Origin of the sequence: Streptomyces sp. NPDC046915 (genome assembly GCF_040644935.1) — a bacterium.
In the GTDB taxonomy this organism is placed as follows: Bacteria; Actinomycetota; Actinomycetes; order Streptomycetales; family Streptomycetaceae; genus Streptomyces.
In genome coordinates this window covers 114,426-130,326 of the sequence record NZ_JBEYXB010000009.1, presented here as the reverse complement: position 1 = coordinate 130,326, position 15,901 = coordinate 114,426, and the positions used below count along the sequence as shown (strand labels likewise).

Genomic DNA, 15,901 nt, shown 5'->3' with positions numbered 1-15,901 from the left:
CGTTCGAACGAACAGACCGGAGGGTAGTCGTGCAGATTGCTGGGGCCACGGTTCTGCTTACCGGAGTCACGGGCGGTATCGGCGGGGCGCTTGCCGCCGAACTGTCGGCCCGGGGCGCGGAACTCATTCTCACCGGCCGGCGTCGCGAGGCGCTGGACCCGCTCGCCGAACGCTATGGAGCCCGGACGATCCTCGCCGATCTCGCCGACGCGGAGGACGTGCGACGCCTGGCCGCGGAAGCCGCCGGCACACAGATCCTGGTCGCCAACGCGGCCCTGCCCTCCAGCGGCGACGTGCTGGACTACACGCCGGCCCAGATCGACCGGGCGTTCGCGGTCAACCTGCGCGCACCCGCTGTGCTCGCGCGCCTGCTCGCCCAGGACATGGTGGAGGCGGGGCGCGGGCACATCTGCTTCGTCGGGTCCCTGTCGGCCATGGCGGCCACCAAGTCGTCGTCGATGTACACCGCGACGAAGTTCGGACTGCGGGGCTTCTCCCTGTCCTTCCGTCAGGACCTGCACGGCACGGGCGTGGGCGTCTCGATCGTCCAGCCCGGCTTCGTGCGCGACCTGGGCATGTTCGCGAACACCGGCTCGCCGACGCCTGGAGGTGTACGTACCGTCTCGCCGGAGCGGGTCGTCAGGGGAGTGATCCGGGCGGTGGAACGAGACATCGCCGAGATCAATGTCGCCCCGTTCGAGCTGAAGTTCCTCACCAAGGTCGCGTCACAGTTCCCGGGGTTCTCGGAACGCGTGCAGCGGTGGGTGGGCGCGGAGCAGACCATGGACACGATCGTGGCGTCCCAGCGGCCCAGCCGCTGAGCCACGACCGTCACCGGCGAGAGTCGTGCCGGCACGGTCCCGGTCCTGGCCTTCCCCGCGCCCAGGACGCCTACGTTGTTCCTGGCATCAGCCCACGAGGATCTCGCGGACACCACTCGGGTGCCATACAGCTCGACGGCGCGCAGGCGGGCGCTGACCGGCTGGGCGCCCGTGGCGTCGGTAGCGCGACGGTGCAGGTCGAGGTAGGGCGCGAAGCGCTCCGGAGAGCCGCCGATGACGGCGGTCATGAGCGGGAACCCGTAGCGCGCGGTGCGGACGACCGACTGGGTGCCCTGACTCGGTCTTGGGGAAGACGTCGGCGCTGTCGAGTGGCGCCCGCTTGGTGTCGCTCCAGGTGACGGTCTTCTCCTTCAGCAGCTTGGCGAAGAGCTCGATCTTCTCCTCGCTCAGGTCGTAGCCGAAGAGGGGAACGACTCCGTGAAGGAGCCGCGCCCGAGGATGGCCTCGCGCCGAGGGTCGCCAGTTTGGTGAACTGTCAACTATGCCTAGACTTTCTTCCATGGACGAGACGGCGCAGTGGTTGACGCCAGAGGAGCAGCGCGCGTGGCGGGGGTTTGTCCGGTTGCATGACAAGCTCGTAGGCCGTCTGTCGCGCATGCTGCAAAGCGAGTCGAACATGTCGGCCGCGGACTTCGCGGTGCTGGTCCAGCTGACCGATGTGCCCGAGGGTCGGCAGCGGGTCCTGGACCTCGCCCAGGCGTTGGAGTGGGAGAAGAGCCGGATGTCCCACCACGTCGCCCGTATGGCCAAGCGCGGTCTGGTCGTGCGGGAGGAGTGCCCCGAGGACGGGCGCGGCGCGTTCGTGGTGATCACGGAGGAGGGGCGTGCGGCGATCGAGGCCGCTGCCCCGCGCCATGTCGAGGGGGTGCGCGAGCTGTTCCTCGATCATGTCACGCCCGCGGAACTGCGGGTGCTGGCCGCGATGTCCGAGCGTGTCGTGGGCAGGATGGGCGAGGACCAGCCCTGAGCGGGGTGGGACTACTCCTTGCGGGGCGCCGGTACCGGATGCTTGCTCAAGATCGACACCCGGTTGAAGGCGTTGATGGTGATCGCCACCCAGATCACGGCGGAGACCTGGTCGTCGGTGAGCACCTGCCGGGCGGCATCGTAGGCGGACGCCTGTGCGTCGGCATTCGTCGGATCGGTCGTCACCTCGGCCAGGGCGAGCGCCGCGCGCTCCGAGTCGGTGAACGAGGCGGTGTCCCGCCAGGCCGCCAGCACTCCCAGTCTCTGTGGTGACTCGCCCGCGCGCAGGGCCGCCCTGGTGTGGAGGTCGAGGCAGTAGGCGCAGCCGTTGAGCTGGGACACCCGGAGGTTGATCAGTTCCACGGTGGTGCGGTCGAGCCCCGCCTCGGCGGCCACCGCGCGCACCGCCTCCGAGGTCTCCAGGAGGGCGTGGAAGGCCTTGGGGCTCTGTTTGTCGACGAAGATCCTGCGCAGTGCGGATCCGGTGGGGCTACTGCTCAATCCGGGCCTCCTTCGCGACCGCCCAGGCCGGCCCGCACACGGATCGGTGCTGTGGTCGTCGGCCTGCGCTCATGGCATGATAGTTGATGTAGCAACTAATTGTGCGAGGGGTGGCTGCGATGAGCAACGTGGAAACCGAACCCGCGGCGCTGAGGTGCGGGGCGCCGGTCGACGACGGCAGGCCGGCCGGAGCGCCCGGTGTCGAGGTGCTGTCGGCGCGGGAGGTGCCCCTGGGCGGTCCACGTGCGATGCGCGTGCGCAGGACGCTGCCGCAGCGGGCCCGGACGCTGATCGGTGCCTGGTGCTTCGCGGATCACTACGGTCCCGACGACGTCACCGGGACCGGAGGCATGGACGTACCCCCGCATCCGCACACCGGCCTCCAGACGGTGAGCTGGCTGTTCAGCGGGGAGATCGAGCACCGCGACAGCCTCGGCACCCACGCCTTGATCCGGCCCGGCGAGATGAACCTCATGACCGGCGGACACGGCATCTGCCACTCCGAGGTCTCCACCCCGCGCACCACCCTCCTCCACGGCGTCCAGCTGTGGGTGGCGCTGCCCGAGGAGCACCGCGACGCCGAGCGGGACTTCCAGCACCACGTGCCCGAGCCCGTGCGCATCGACGGGGCCGGGATCAGGGTCTTCCTGGGCTCGCTCGCCGGAAGCACCTCCCCGGTGCGGACCTTCACGCCCCTGCTCGGCGCCGAGATCACCCTGGAACCGCGTGCGGTGATCACCCTCGCCGTGGACACCGCCTTCGAGCACGGCCTTCTCGTGGACAGCGGCAGCGTCCGCCTGACCGACACCGCACTGAGCCCGGCCGAACTCGGCTACGTCCCCTGCGGCGCCGAAAACCTGACGGTGGTGAACGAGTCGGACGTCCCGGCACGGGTGATTCTGCTCGGCGGTCCTCCCTTCGAGGAGGCGATCGTCATGTGGTGGAACTTCATCGGACGCAGCCACGAGGACATCGTCCGGGCCAGAGAGGACTGGGAGGCGTCCTCCGACCGTTTCGGCGCGGTCGAAGGCTTCCCGGGCGGCCGTCTCCCCGCACCGGCCCTCCCGAACGCCCACATCACGCCGCGCGGTAATCCCCCGCGTCGCTGACCTCACAGCATCACGTGCTTGACCTGCGTGTAGTCGAGCAGGCCGGTGAGGGAGAGGTCGCTGCCGTAGCCGGAGTGCCGTACGCCGCCGTGCGGCATCTCCGACACCGTCGTGCCGTGGGTGTTGAGCCAGACGATGCCGGTGTGGAGCGCCCGGCTCGCCCGCATGGCGCGGTCGTGGTCGCGGGTCCACACGCTCGCGGCGAGCCCCTGGGGGACGGAGTTCGCCATGCGGAGGGCCTCGGACTCGTCGGTGAAGGGCTGGACGGTGACGACGGGCCCGAACACCTCGCTGCGTACGATCTCGTCCTCCTGCCGCACTCCGGCGACCACCGTGGCCCGGTGGAAATAGCCGGGACGGTCCAGGGCGGTTCCACCGGTGACGATCTCGGCATGGTCCGGCAGTCGCTCCAGCAGGCCGTGTACGGAGGCCAGTTGGGCGGCGCCGGCGAGCGGGCCGAAGTCGGCGTGATCGTCGTCGGGGGCTCCGGGTACGCGTCGTGCGGCCCGGTCGGCGAAGGCGTCCAGGAAGGCGTCGTGGATCCGCCGGTGGACCAGGATCCTGGTGGCGGCCGTGCAGTCCTGCCCAGCGTTGTAGAACGCCAGCGACGACAACTGCTCGACCGCGTCGTCGAGGTCGGCGTCCTCGTGGACCAGTACCGGTGCGTTGCCGCCGAGTTCGAGGTGCAGCCGCTTGAGATCGGCCGCCGCCGCGGCGGCGATCTCCTGTCCGGCGCGGACACTGCCGGTGACGGCGACCAGCCGCACCTGCGGATGGGCGACGAGCAGCCGCCCGGTGCCACGGTCGCCGCACACGACGTTGAGCACACCGGGCGGCAGGTGCTCGGCGGCCAGCCGGGCGAGGAGCGTGGTGGAGGAGGGTGTGGTGTCGGACGGTTTCAGGACGACGGTGTTGCCCGCGGCCAGCGCGGGGGCGACCTTCCACACCGCCATCATCAGCGGGTAGTTCCACGGGGTGATCTGGGCGCAGACACCGACCGGCTCACGGCGCAGGACGGAGGTGCGGCCCGGCGTGTACTCGGCGGCGGCGGCTCCCGGCAGGTTCCGGGCGGCTCCGGCGAAATACCGCAGCACGTCCACGATCGCCGGCAACTCGTCCGCCAGGAACAGGGCCCGCGGCTTGCCCGTGTCGGTCACCTCGGCGCCCGCCAGGACGGCCGACTCCCGCTCCAGGGCGTCGGCGATGCGCAGCAGCGCGGCCTGCCGCAGCGCCGGAGTCGTGGCCGACCAGCCGGGAAAGGCCTCCTGCGCCGCGCGGCAGGCCGCGTCGACGTCCTCGGGGCCGGAGAGCGGGGCCGTGCCGTGGGGGAGTCCGGTGGCCGGGGCGACGAGTCGAACCGTGGCCCCGGAGACGGCCGGTACCTCCTTGCCGCCGATGTGGTTGAGGACGGTGGTGAGGCGAGCGGTGTCAGCCACGGCGCAGTGCCTCCTCGGCGGCGGCGCGGCCGGTGCGGACGGCGCCCTCCATGTATCCGGCGACCCACTGGTCCGAGCCGCAGACGTAGAACGGCGGTTCGTGGGTGCCGTGCAGGGGGCCGACCGCGGTGACCTCACCGGGCGGCCACTGGGTGACGTACCCCTGGGTCCACGGGTCGGTGCCCCACAGCCGCAGATGGCAGGCGGCCGGCCGCAGTGCCTCGTCGCCGAACATGGCGGCCATCTCGGTGAGCAGTTCGGGCGTACGGAGCTGCGGCGGAGTGCCCAGCAGGACGCCGTAGCGCTCGGGCGGTATCAGCGCCGACAGGATGCCTTCGCCCTGCGGCCAGGTGCTGCCCAGGACCCCTTCGGCCTCGGACAGTCCGCTCAGGTCGTCGTCCCGCCAGAAGGGACGGTCGTACACGGCGGCGAACTTCGCGGCGACGGCGTGCCGTTGCCGGTGCAGCGAGGCCAGGCGGGCCTCGCTCACACCGCTGACGGCGACGTCCCGCAGCGGTCCCACGGGCAGGGCGCTCACCACGGCGCCGGCGGTGAGGACCTCACCGGTGACCAGGCGCACGGCGCAGCGGCCGGGTCGTACGTCCAGTGCGGCGACGGGCGAGCCGAGCCGGACACGGGCGCCCAGCTCGCGACCGAGGACCTCGGCGAGCGTCGCCGATCCCTCCGCGAGCCGCAGTCCTTCCCAGCCGTCGTAGTCGTAGTCGCCCGTGCCCGAACCGGGCACCGCCGCGCTCTTGCGCAACGCGGCCAGCAGCGAGATCCGCTCGTACGAGCCTCCCGCCAGGGCGAGTTGGCCGATGTCCCACAGGCGTACGACCGCGGGCGTGGCGTGCCGCGAGCGCAGCCAGTCGGCCACGGACAGCCGGTCGAGGGCGGTGGCGTCCGGATGCGACCAGGGGTCGTCGGGATCGACGGTCGCGGCGAGTGCGGTGAACTCCGCACTCAGTCGCTCGTGCAGCAGCGCGTCGCCGGGTCCGAACCAGTGCGGCGGATCGCCGGCCGAGCGGCCCTCCGGCGTGGCACGGGTGATACGCCCGGGTTCCGCGACATAGCTGGGGACCAGTTCAAGGCCCACTTCCTTGGCCAGTTGAAGGTAGGCGGTGTGCCCGTGCCCGACCACCTCGCCGCCCAGCTGGACGGTACGGCCGTCGGGGGTACGAGTCTGTTCGACCCGGCCGCCGACGCGGTCCCGGGCCTCCAGGACGAACACGTCGGTGCCCGCGGACGCCAGGTCGCGGGCGGCGGTGAGCCCGGCCAGCCCGGCGCCGAGCACGATCACGTCGTGATGCATCAGCTTCGCTTTCGTGAGTGAGGCGGGTGGTGGCGGTCAGGCCAGTACCAGGCAGTGCTCGGGACGCCAGCCGAACTCCACCGTCTCGCCGCCGTTCCAGCGGTCCTCCATGCGCGCGCGGGCCGTGTTCTGCTCCAGCACGGACAGCGTGACGCCGGGGGCGAGTTCGATCAGGTAGGTCGTGGTCGGGCCGCTGTAGACGGTTTCGCGGACGACGCCGCGCAGCATCGACATGCCCGGTTCGAAGTCCGACAGCCAGATCTTCTCGGGCCGCACGGACACGCTCACGGCGGCACCGTCCGCGATACCGGACCGGGAGCCGACCGGCAGGGCCGGACCCGCGTCGAGACAGACCTCACCGCCCCGGTAGGTGCCGGTCATCAGGTTGGACGTGCCCATGAAGGAGGCGACGAACCGGCTCGCGGGGTGCTCGTAGACGTCCTCGGGTGTGCCGCACTGTTCGATGCGCCCGTCGTTCATCACGGCGATCCGGTCGGACATGGTCAGTGCCTCGTCCTGGTCGTGGGTGACGAAGACGAAGGTGATGCCGACCTCGCGCTGGATCTGCTTCAGCTCCACCTGCATCTGCCGGCGCAGTTTCAGATCGAGGGCGGCCAGCGGCTCGTCGAGGAGGAGGACAGCGGGCCGGTTGACGAGCGCACGGGCGAGGGCGACGCGCTGCCGCTGGCCGCCGGAGAGCGTACGCGGCCTACGGTCCGCGAGGCCGTCGAGCTGGACCAGCTCCAGCATCTCGCCGACCCGTCGGCGGATCTCGCCCTTGCCGACCCCCTTGCGCTTGAGGCCGAAGGCGACGTTGTCGGCGATGCTCAGGTGGTCGAACAGCGCGTAACTCTGGAAGACGGTGTTGACGTTGCGCTTGTCGGGCGGCAGCGCGGTCACGTCCTCACCGGCGAGCAGCACCGAGCCCTCGGTGGGGTCGCTGAACCCGCCGATCATGCGCAGCGTGGTGGTCTTGCCGCAGCCGGAGGGGCCCAGCAGGGAGAAGAAGTCGCCGGCCTCGATGTCGAGGTCGAGACGGTGGACGGCGTAGGAGTCCGCGAACTGCTTGGAGACGCCGTCGAGCCGCACGGCCGGGGTCGCGTCCATGGGTCACTCTCCGGAGAGGATGTCGAGGCCGCCGCGGCGGCCGAAGAGGCGCGGGATGAACAGGGCCAGCGCGATCAGGGCGATGGATCCCGCGAGCATCAGCGTGCCGACGGCGTTGATGGTGGGCTGCACCCCGAAGCGGATCGCCGAGTAGATGCGCACCGACAGCGGCTGGGGGTCGACCCCGGTGGTGAAGTAGGCGAGCACGAAGTCGTCGAAGACGAGCGCGAAGATCAGTACGGCACTGGCGAGTACGGCGGGCAGCAGGGCCGGCAGGGTCACCAGGCGGACGGCCTGCCAGCGCGTGGCGCCCAGGTCCATCGCGGCCTCCTCCACCTCCGGGTTCAGTGCGGCGACCCGCGACCGGAGGATGACGGTGACGTACGAGATGGAGAAGGTGATCTCCGAGAGCATCACCGTGCCGGTGGACAGTGCCACGCCCAGGCCCTTGAACAGCAGCATCGACGCGACGCCCGTGACGATCTCCGGCGTGACCAGCGGCACCAGCATGACCAGGCCGGCCAGCGAACCGAGCCGCGTGCGGCAGCGGACCAGGCCGAGCGCGAGCGCCACTCCGAGTACCACCGAACCGGCCATCGCCACCAGGGAGATCCGCAGGCTGGTGCCCAGGGAGGAGATGAGGACGTCGTCGTGGACGAAGGCGCGGTACCAGCGCAGGCTGAACCCGCCGAACACGACCAGGGACTTCTTGGAGTTGAAGGAGAACAGGGCGACGACGGCGATGGGCAGGTAGAGCAGGGCGAAGAAGAGCGCGGTGACGGCGATCAGGACCCGGGGTCTGCGGTCGGCGCGTCCGCGTCGCGCGCGGGCCCGGCCGGCCGGACGGGCCGGGGCGGTGGCGGAGGGCGGCTTGAGCAGGGTCATCGGCGGGCCTCCGCCTCGTCCTTGCGGGTGCGGCGCAGGTAGCCGAACATCCCGATGAGCAGGACCAGCATGAGCAGCATGGTGAGCGCGGAGCCCAGCGGCCAGTTCTGGCCCTGGAAGAACTTGTCCTGGATGAGGTTGCCGATCATGATCTGGTCCGGCCCTCCCAGGAGCTGTGCGCTGACGAAGTCGCCCATGGCGGGCAGGAAGACCAGGACGAGTCCGGCCGCCGCGCCCTGCCGGGTGGCGGGCAGGGTGACGAAGAGGAAGGTGCGGACCGGGCCTCCGTACAGATCGCGGCCGGCCTCGACGAGGGAGACGTCCAGCCGCTCCAGGGCCGCGTACAACGGGATGATCATGAAGACGACGAAGCCGTAGACGAGCCCCGCGACCACCCCGACGCCGGTGTTGAGGATCTTCGTGTTTCCGTCGGCCAGACCCACCGCCCGCAGGACGCGCAGCACCGGTCCGTCGTCGGAGAGGACCACCGACCAGCCGTACATGCGGACCAGGTAGTTGGCGAAGAACGGCACCACGATCGCGGCGATCAGCGCGTGCTTGTAGCGTCCGCCGTGCAGGGCGACGGTGTACGCCACCGGGTAGGCGATCAGCAGACAGATGAAGCAGGTCAGCAGGGCGTAGCCGAGGGAACGCGCCAGGACCTCGGTGTAGGCGGGGTCGGCGAGGGCGCGGACACCGGCGAGGTCGAAGCCGAAGCGCGGGTTGCCGAGTTCGTCGGTGGTGCCCACGGCGAGGACGGCGACGAGCAGCAGAGAGGCGATCAGGAATCCGGTCATCCACAGGGTGCCGGGGAGCATGAACCAGGCCCACATGCGGGTGCCGGTGGCGTCCGGGCCGCGTCGGCGGGCGGGCGAGCGGTGACGCAGCAGTGCCATGACTCAGCCCGCCTTCACATGGGTCCAGGCGGTGTCGCGGGCGTCCTCCGCCGCGCGGCCGCCGTTGCGGAAGAACAGGTCCGCCTTGAGGTCGTCCTCGGTGACGAGACACTCGGGGAAGGGTTCGACCAGATCGGCGTACACCTTTTCGGAGCCGGCCACCGGCATCGGATAGCCGATGTACTCGATGTTCTTCTTCACGTTCTCCGGCCGCAGCATGTAGTCGATGAACAGCAGAGCGGTGCCGGGATGCGGGGCGTTCCAGGGGATCGCGTAGCAGTCGGAGTTGATCGGTGTGCCCTCCTTGGGGGCCTCGAAGCCGAAGACGGACGGGTCCTTGGCCTGGTTGAGCATGGCGGCCATGTCGCCGCTCCAGGCCTGGGTCATGACCGCGTTGCCGTTGAGGAGGTTGTTGTAGCTGTCGCTGGAGAAGCCGCGGAGCCTCGGGCGGAGGGTGCCCAGCAGGGAGGTGATGCGGTCGAGGTCACCGGTGTCGCCGGTGCTGACGCCCAGGCCCAGTTCCAGGGCGCCCATGCCGAGGACCTCGTCGCGGTCGTCCAGCAGGAACACCTTGCCCCTGGCCCTGTCGTTCCACAGGTCCTTCCAGGATCCGGTCAGGTCGCCGATCCTGTCGCGGCGCCAGCCGATGCCGGTCTTGTACGCGGTGAAGGGGACCGTGTGCGCGGAGCCCGGGTCGTACCAGGGATCGGCGAAGTAGGCGTGTGTGCCGAACACGGCGTGCGAGTTGGTGAGCTGGGCGTGGTCGATACGACGCAGCCGGCCGCCGCGGATCAGCCGCTGGGCCCATTTGGCGGAGGGGAAGACGATGTCGTAGCGGTTGCCGGCGTTGAGCTTGGCGACCATGCCCTCCATCGAGTCGAAGTTCGACTGGACGACCTTGACGCCGTACTCCTTCTCGAAGCCCTTGAACACGGAGGGGTCGACGAAGTCGGCCCAGTTGAAGTAGACGAGATCGCCGTCGACGCGGGCCCGGACCGGGGCGAGGTCCTTGGCGTCGGGCGTTTTCGCGGGCATGAACCCGCAGCCGCCGACCGCGGCGCCCAGCAGGCCGCAGGCGCCTGCCCGCAGCAAGGCGCGTCTGGTCGGTGGGGGTACCTCGGGGGACATGGAGCGTCCTCTCCGTCGAGGAACGGCACAACTCCAGGGCGGGACCGGTGGGTGCGGCTCACTACGGGCCCTGACTCCGTAGGGATGGCCGGTCTGGGGAGGGTGCGAGTGTGCGTCAGCGGGAGAGGGGTAAGCCCGACCGGAGGCGCAGGGCGGGCGGGTACGGGGCGCGGGTCACCGGCCGTCCCCCTCCAGGTCGTCCCGGACCCGGCGGGCGAACCAGCCGACGGCGGCCTCGCGCTGCGACAGCGGGCCCGGCTCGAAACCGGGCGTGGTCAGGCCGGCCTGCACGCGCTCCACCAGCTCGGCGTCCTCGTCGTTGGTGACCCAGCCGATGTGGATGTTCAGCCGCCGGGCCAGCCGGGTGCGCAGGCTCTCGCCGTGCCGGGTGTAGAAGGCGCCGGGGATCGCCGCCCGGTCCTGGGCGGTGGGCAGGGCGGTCCACGCGAGCACGTGGTCAGGGTAGAAGTCGATGAGCGTGTTCGGGTAGATCACGGCGTACCGCCACACGCGGCGGTCGGCCTCGGTCAGCCCCGGCATCGGGCTGGCCAGGCGCTGGTAGAGGCGCTCGGTCCAGTTCGAGGACGGCTTGTCGCGCAGGGGAGACTCGAACAGGACGTAGTGCTCCCGCACGTCCACCGTGTACGCCTGGTAGTCGAGCAGACGCATCAGCGCGGGGTGGGCCACGGGGACGTGATAGCCCTCGAGGTAGTTGTCGACGATCACCTTCCAGTTGGCGTTCTGCTCCTCCCCGCCGGTGAGGTCGTGGATGCGGTGCTTGCCGACGGGTACGAGACCGGGCCCGGCGTAGCGGCCGACGGCCTCGGCCAGACCGGCGCAGGTCTCGGCGAGCGGGGCCGCCTCGAGGTCGAGGTTGACGAAGACGAAGCCCAGGAACGACTCCACGTTGACCGGGTGCAGTCCGAGCCGGGGCTTGTCCAGGCAGGGGATCCGGCGTGCCTCCGGGGCACCGACGAGTCGTCCGTCCAGTTTGTAGGTCCAGCCGTGGTACGGGCAGCGGATCGCCTTGCCCGACGGCTCCGGGCCGCTGACCAGGCGGGTGCCGCGGTGGCGGCAGACGTTGAGGTGGGCCGCGAGGCCGCCGTCCTCGGTCCGCACCACCAGGACCTCCCGGCCGGCGGCCGTGGCGGTCAGGCGTGCTCCCGGCCCGGGGAGGTCGGATTCATGGCAGACGAGCTGCCAGGACCTGGCGAAAACGCGCTCGGTCTCGGCCTCGGCGACGGCCGGGTCGGTGTAGTAGCGCGCGGGCAGTGCCTCTCCCGGGTGTTCGGGGGGCGGTTCCGGCGGGGCAGTGGACGCGGCGACTGTCCCGGTGGTCGAGGGGTGCATGGAGTCCTCCTCCGTGCCGCGACGGCGGCGACGGGCGATGAGGCTGTGGCCGGGAGGGCAGGCGGGCCGTGCTCGGTGGCCTGCCGCGTTCCTGGCTGACTGATTGGTTAGTCAGAGTGGTCCCGGGTCCGGAGCAAGTCAAGGCTTGTGGCTGACTAATTAGTTAGTTAGTGTCGTTGGCAGGTGGATGCGCCGGCTCCAGCGGACGGCTGCCCCAGGGCGCATCCCGAACTCCCGCGGACCGTGATCCGCACGGCGCCGTGCCTCTCGGCAAGACGCGGAGCCCCCTCGATCCGCCATCGCCGCGCCACCCCTCTCTTCCGACCACCGCAAGGGTGCGACCCCGGAGGCACACATGAGCGCTCGCCGCAGTCTGGTATGGCTCGGCCTGACGCCGGAGCCCGAGCAGGAGCTGCCCACCGCTGTGGCCGCCCTGCGGGGCCCCGCGCACGGCCGTCCGCCGTCGGCCCTCGTGGCCGCCGAGCGACGTCGCGTCGAGCGGCTGGTGCTGCGCGGGACGCAGCACGGCTGGCTGCGCTACCTCGGTGAGGTCACCGCCCTGGTGGTCCGGGCCGCCGAAGGGCCCCCGGCCGCCGACCCGCGGCCGGCGCTGCTGGCGGGCGAGGTCGTCCTCGACCACCACCGCATGCTGATCGGCCTGCCCGGCCCCGGCTACGAGCTCACCGCCGCACAACGGCGGGACCTGGAACGGGCGTTGACCCGCCTGAGGTCCCGTTCCTCTCCCTACGGCCACTCCGAGCCCTGGAGCACCGCATGACCGGCGTCTTCTCCCTGCTCCCCGAACAGCGGCACGGCCTGCTCACCCACCCGGCCTCCGGTGACCTCGACCGGTACGTGGCGGCGGGCGGCTACACCCCGGTGCCCGAGCCGGACCGGTTGCTCGACCGCATCGCCGCCGTGGGGCTGCGCGGGCGCGGCGGTGCCGGTTTCCCCGCGGCCGTCAAGCTGCGCGCCGTCCGCCACGCTCCCGGCCCGTCCGTCGTCGTCGCCAACGGCGAAGAGGGCGAGCCCGGTTCGGTCAAGGACCGCTGGCTGCTGCGCCACCGGCCGCACCTGGTGCTGGACGGCGTCCGGCTGGCGGCGGCCATGACCGGCGCCGGACGCGGCTGCGTCTACCTCTCCGACGCCGTCGCCGAGCGGACCGTCCGGCAGGCGCTCGCCGAGTGGCCCGGCGACCTCCACGTCGACGTCGTACCGACCCCGCACACCTACGTCGCGGGGGAGGAGACCGCGGTCGTACGCCGCATCGACGGCGGCCCGGCCCTGCCCACGGCCAAACCCCCGCGCCCCTTCGAAAGCGGTGTCGGCGGCGCCCCCACCCTCGTCGCCAATGTCGAAACGCTGGCCCGCATCGCGATGCTGCACGCCCACCCCGAGGCCGCGACCGCCGTCGCCGGCACGCACCTGGTGACTCTTTCGGGCAGCGGTGGCACGGCCGCGCTGGTCGAGGCGTCCGCCGGCACGCATCTGAAGGCCATCGCCGACATGGGCGGACACGGCAAGGCCGAAGCGGTCCTGCTGGGCGGCCTGTTCGGGGGACTGCACGGCCCGGACTGGGGCGACCTCCCGCTCGATCACGACGGGCTGGCCGCGGCCGGCGGTGCGCTCGGCTGCGGGGCGCTGCACTTCCTGCACCCCGGGGACTGCCCGGTCGCCGTGGCCACCCAGGCGGCCGCCTACCTCGCCGCACAGAGTGCCCGGCAGTGCGGGGTGTGCGTCTCCGGTACCGGAGCGCTGGCCCGGACCCTCACGGACATCGCACGCGGTGTGTCCGGCGACGGCACGACAGACCGGCTGCGCCGCTGGTCGCGGCAACTGCCCGGCCGTGGCGCGTGCGGGCTGCTCGACGCCGCCGCACGCGTCGTCGGCAGCCTCCTCACACACTTCCCCGACCGGATCGACGGCCACCGGAACTCCGCCTGCCCGGCCTGCCGCGCCCTCGGCACCTCGGCACCCGATGAGGGACGCCGGTTCAAGGTGACCGTTCCCTGAAGCCCCGACTTCTGACCCCTGGCCGCTGCCCCCTGGCCTCTGCCCCCGTATCCCGCCACGCTCCCGCCGCCCGGACCGGGACACCGAAAGGACCGCGTCATGAAACTCCTGCTGGACTCCACTCGCTGCCAGGGCTACGGCCTGTGCCAGGAACCCGCGCCCGAACTGATCGACCTCGACGAGTGGGGCTACGCGCAGGTACGCGAGACCACCGTGCCGCGCGACGCCGAGGACGCCGCGGCCGCGGCCGTCGCCGCCTGCCCCAACTCCGCCCTGCGGCTGGTGAAGTGACATGGGACGCGACCTCTCGGCCCTCTTCGACCCCGTCTCCGTCGCCGTCGTCGGAGCCAGCGACGACCCCGCCAAGTACGGCCACGCCATCGCCGCCCAGGCACTCCGCGCGAACGGACGCCGCCCCGTCCACCTCGTCAACCGCCGTGGCGGCACGGTGCTCGGCCGCACCGCGGCCCCCAGCCTGAGCGCGGTCGGTGAAGTCGTCGACCTGGCCGTGATCTCGGTACCCGCCGCCGGGTTCGAGGAAGCCGTCGACGAGGCCCTGCGGTACGGGGCTCGGGCGATCGTCGCGATCACCGCGGGCTTCGCCGAGACCGGAGACGCGGGGCGGGCACGCCAACAGGCCGTCGCCGAACGCGTACGGGCCGCCGGCGCCGTCATGGTCGGCCCCAACTGCCTCGGGCTGGCCGACAACACCACCGACCTGTTCCTGGCCTCGGACACCTTCACCCCCGGAGGTGTTGCACTGCTCAGCCAGAGCGGCAACCTCGCCCTCGAACTCCAGCTCCGCTTCCGCCCGCACGGCCTCGGCTTCTCCCGTTTCGTGTCGCTGGGCAACCAGGCCGACGTCACCCTCGTCGACCTGCTCGCCGACTGCGCCCGGCACGAGGGCACCCGGGCCATCGCGGTCTACGCGGAGGACTTCGCGGACGGGCGCGCCTTCGCCGAGGCGGCCGCCGACGCCGGGAAGCCCGTGGTCCTGCTCACCGCCGGCCGCGGTGACGCCTCCGCGCGCAGCGCGCAGTCGCACACCGGGGCGCTGACCACCTCCGCCGACGTGGTGAGCGCGGCCTGCCGGGACGCCGGTGTGGAACTGGTCGCCACCCCGCGTGAACTCACCGTCGCCCTGGCCGCGTTGGACGGCGGACGCCGAGCGGCCGGCCGCCGGGTCGCCGTGCTCACGGACGGCGGCGGCCACGGCGTCGTCGCCGCCGACGCGGTCGAGGCGGCCGGACTGACCGTGCCCGAACTCGGGCCGGACACGCGGCGGCACCTGCGTCAGGCCCTGTGGGAGCAGTCGGCCGTCGCCAACCCGGTGGACCTGGCCGGCATGGGCGAGCAGAACCCGGGCTCCTACGCCGAGACCGTCGCCGCGCTGCTGGCGGCCGAGGAGGTCGACGCCGTCCTGATGACCGGCTACTTCGGCGGCTACGCGGCGGCCGACGGCGGACTCGGCGGTGGGGGCAGGGCACTGGCGGACGGGGAACAGGCGGCCGCCCGCCTCATCGCCGCCCGCCACAGCGCCACCGCCAGGCCGCTGGTGGTGCAGTCGATGTACCCCGAGTCCCCCAGCTGCCGCACCCTCACGGCAGCCGGCATCCCCGTCTTCGCCGCCACCGAGGACGCCGCCCGTGCCCTGGCCGTCACGGCCCCCGGCACACCCCGCACCGGCATCACACCGCTGCCGGCGCCCGCCCCACCGCTGCGCGCCTGCGGCTACCTCGACACCCGCGGAGCGCTCGAAGCGGCCGGACTGCCCTTCCCCGCCGCCCGGGAGATCCGCAACGAGACCGAACTTCTCGCGGCCACCGCCGAGTTCACCGGCCCGTACGTACTCAAGGCGCTGCACCTGCTGCACAAGTCCGACGCCGGCGGCGTGGCCCTGGGCCTGGCCGGACCCGACGAACTGCTCGCCGCCTTCCGGGAGATGCACGCCCGGCTCGGCGCGCCCGCCTACTCGGTCGAGGCCATGGCGGACCTGTCCGACGGCATCGAACTCATCGTCGGCGTCAACCGCGATCCTCGTTTCGGCCCGGTCGCCATGGTGGGCCTGGGCGGAGTCCTGGCCGAGGCGCTGCACGACGTCGCCTTCACCCTGGCCCCCGTCCCCGCCGACCATGCCGAGCGGCTGCTGCGCGGGCTGCGTACCGCCGCCCTCCTCGACGGCGTACGCGGCCGGCCCGCCCTCGACGTCGCCGCGGCAGCGGCCGCCGTCGAGACGATCACGGCATTCGCCGCCGCCCACTCCGAGCTCGCCGAGATCGAGGTCAATCCCCTTCTGGTACGCCCCCACGGCGTCCTCGCGCTGGACTCCCGAGCCGTCCTCGCCTGACCCGCCCTC

The 15,901-nt window shown here is 71.9% G+C and carries 15 protein-coding genes and 1 pseudogene; 7 read left to right on the top strand and 9 right to left on the bottom strand.

Translation table 11 applies throughout. The annotated features are described in order from the left end of the window. The first annotated feature begins 29 nt into the window (after positions 1-29). Positions 30-821 (top strand): SDR family NAD(P)-dependent oxidoreductase, encoded by a 792-nt coding sequence (locus ABZ915_RS24075; RefSeq protein WP_361806673.1) that lies wholly within the window; start codon positions 30-32, stop codon positions 819-821. Positions 822-997: 176 nt separating this feature from the next. On the opposite strand, the pseudogene ABZ915_RS24070 reads toward ABZ915_RS24075, so the two are convergent. Then, positions 998-1,294: pseudogene (locus ABZ915_RS24070) on the bottom strand (LLM class flavin-dependent oxidoreductase); the annotation flags it as partial. Positions 1,295-1,341: 47 nt separating this feature from the next. Between ABZ915_RS24070 and ABZ915_RS24065 the strand changes: the two are divergent. After that, positions 1,342-1,809, top strand: coding sequence for a MarR family transcriptional regulator (locus ABZ915_RS24065; protein ID WP_361806670.1), 468 nt, complete (start codon positions 1,342-1,344; stop codon positions 1,807-1,809). Between the two features lie 11 nt (positions 1,810-1,820). Here the strand turns inward: ABZ915_RS24065 and ABZ915_RS24060 are convergent, their stop codons facing one another. After that, on the bottom strand, positions 1,821-2,309 hold the full coding sequence (locus ABZ915_RS24060; RefSeq protein ID WP_361806668.1) for a carboxymuconolactone decarboxylase family protein: 489 nt from the start codon (positions 2,307-2,309) through the stop codon (positions 1,821-1,823). A gap of 119 nt (positions 2,310-2,428) precedes the next feature. On the opposite strand from ABZ915_RS24060, the gene ABZ915_RS24055 reads away from it, so the two are divergent. After that, entirely contained in the window at positions 2,429-3,418 is a 990-nt protein-coding gene (locus tag ABZ915_RS24055; protein ID WP_361806665.1) for a pirin family protein, read from the top strand. 2 nt (positions 3,419-3,420) lie between these two features. Here ABZ915_RS24055 and ABZ915_RS24050 read toward each other — a convergent pair whose 3' ends face one another. From ABZ915_RS24050 to ABZ915_RS24020, 7 genes are all read right to left on the bottom strand, one after another. Continuing rightward, positions 3,421-4,854, bottom strand: a complete 1,434-nt coding sequence (locus ABZ915_RS24050; RefSeq protein WP_361806662.1) for an aminobutyraldehyde dehydrogenase — start codon at positions 4,852-4,854, stop codon at positions 3,421-3,423. Continuing rightward, positions 4,847-6,166 carry an FAD-dependent oxidoreductase gene (locus tag ABZ915_RS24045; RefSeq protein WP_361806659.1) on the bottom strand — a complete coding sequence of 440 codons (1,320 nt, stop codon included), beginning with the start codon at positions 6,164-6,166 and terminating at the stop codon, positions 4,847-4,849. Before ABZ915_RS24045 ends, ABZ915_RS24050 begins: the two co-directional genes overlap by 8 nt. Before the next feature lie 36 nt (positions 6,167-6,202). Beyond that, a complete protein-coding gene (locus ABZ915_RS24040) occupies positions 6,203-7,273 on the bottom strand; it encodes an ABC transporter ATP-binding protein (RefSeq protein WP_361806656.1) in 1,071 nt (356 codons plus the stop codon). A gap of 3 nt (positions 7,274-7,276) precedes the next feature. Then, positions 7,277-8,158, bottom strand: a complete 882-nt coding sequence (locus tag ABZ915_RS24035) for an ABC transporter permease (protein WP_361806653.1) — start codon at positions 8,156-8,158, stop codon at positions 7,277-7,279. After that, on the bottom strand, positions 8,155-9,054 hold the full coding sequence (locus ABZ915_RS24030) for an ABC transporter permease (protein WP_361806650.1): 900 nt from the start codon (positions 9,052-9,054) through the stop codon (positions 8,155-8,157). Before ABZ915_RS24030 ends, ABZ915_RS24035 begins: the two co-directional genes overlap by 4 nt. A gap of 3 nt (positions 9,055-9,057) precedes the next feature. After that, positions 9,058-10,182: a spermidine/putrescine ABC transporter substrate-binding protein gene (locus tag ABZ915_RS24025; RefSeq protein ID WP_361806647.1), complete on the bottom strand. Its 1,125-nt coding sequence runs from the start codon at positions 10,180-10,182 to the stop codon at positions 9,058-9,060. Positions 10,183-10,356: 174 nt separating this feature from the next. Further along, on the bottom strand, positions 10,357-11,532 hold the full coding sequence (locus ABZ915_RS24020; RefSeq protein ID WP_361806644.1) for an aromatic ring-hydroxylating dioxygenase subunit alpha: 1,176 nt from the start codon (positions 11,530-11,532) through the stop codon (positions 10,357-10,359). Between the two features lie 355 nt (positions 11,533-11,887). On the opposite strand from ABZ915_RS24020, the gene ABZ915_RS24015 reads away from it, so the two are divergent. From ABZ915_RS24015 to ABZ915_RS24000, 4 genes are all read left to right on the top strand, one after another. Further along, positions 11,888-12,310, top strand: a complete 423-nt coding sequence (locus tag ABZ915_RS24015) for a hypothetical protein (protein ID WP_361806641.1) — start codon at positions 11,888-11,890, stop codon at positions 12,308-12,310. Next, positions 12,307-13,545: an NADH-ubiquinone oxidoreductase-F iron-sulfur binding region domain-containing protein gene (locus tag ABZ915_RS24010; protein WP_361806639.1), complete on the top strand. Its 1,239-nt coding sequence runs from the start codon at positions 12,307-12,309 to the stop codon at positions 13,543-13,545. The genes ABZ915_RS24015 and ABZ915_RS24010 overlap by 4 nt, the downstream gene beginning before the upstream one ends. A gap of 99 nt (positions 13,546-13,644) precedes the next feature. Then, entirely contained in the window at positions 13,645-13,836 is a 192-nt protein-coding gene (locus ABZ915_RS24005) for a ferredoxin (protein WP_361806636.1), read from the top strand. 1 nt (position 13,837) lies between these two features. Further along, positions 13,838-15,892, top strand: coding sequence for an acetate--CoA ligase family protein (locus ABZ915_RS24000; RefSeq protein WP_361806633.1), 2,055 nt, complete (start codon positions 13,838-13,840; stop codon positions 15,890-15,892). Positions 15,893-15,901 lie beyond the last annotated feature (9 nt).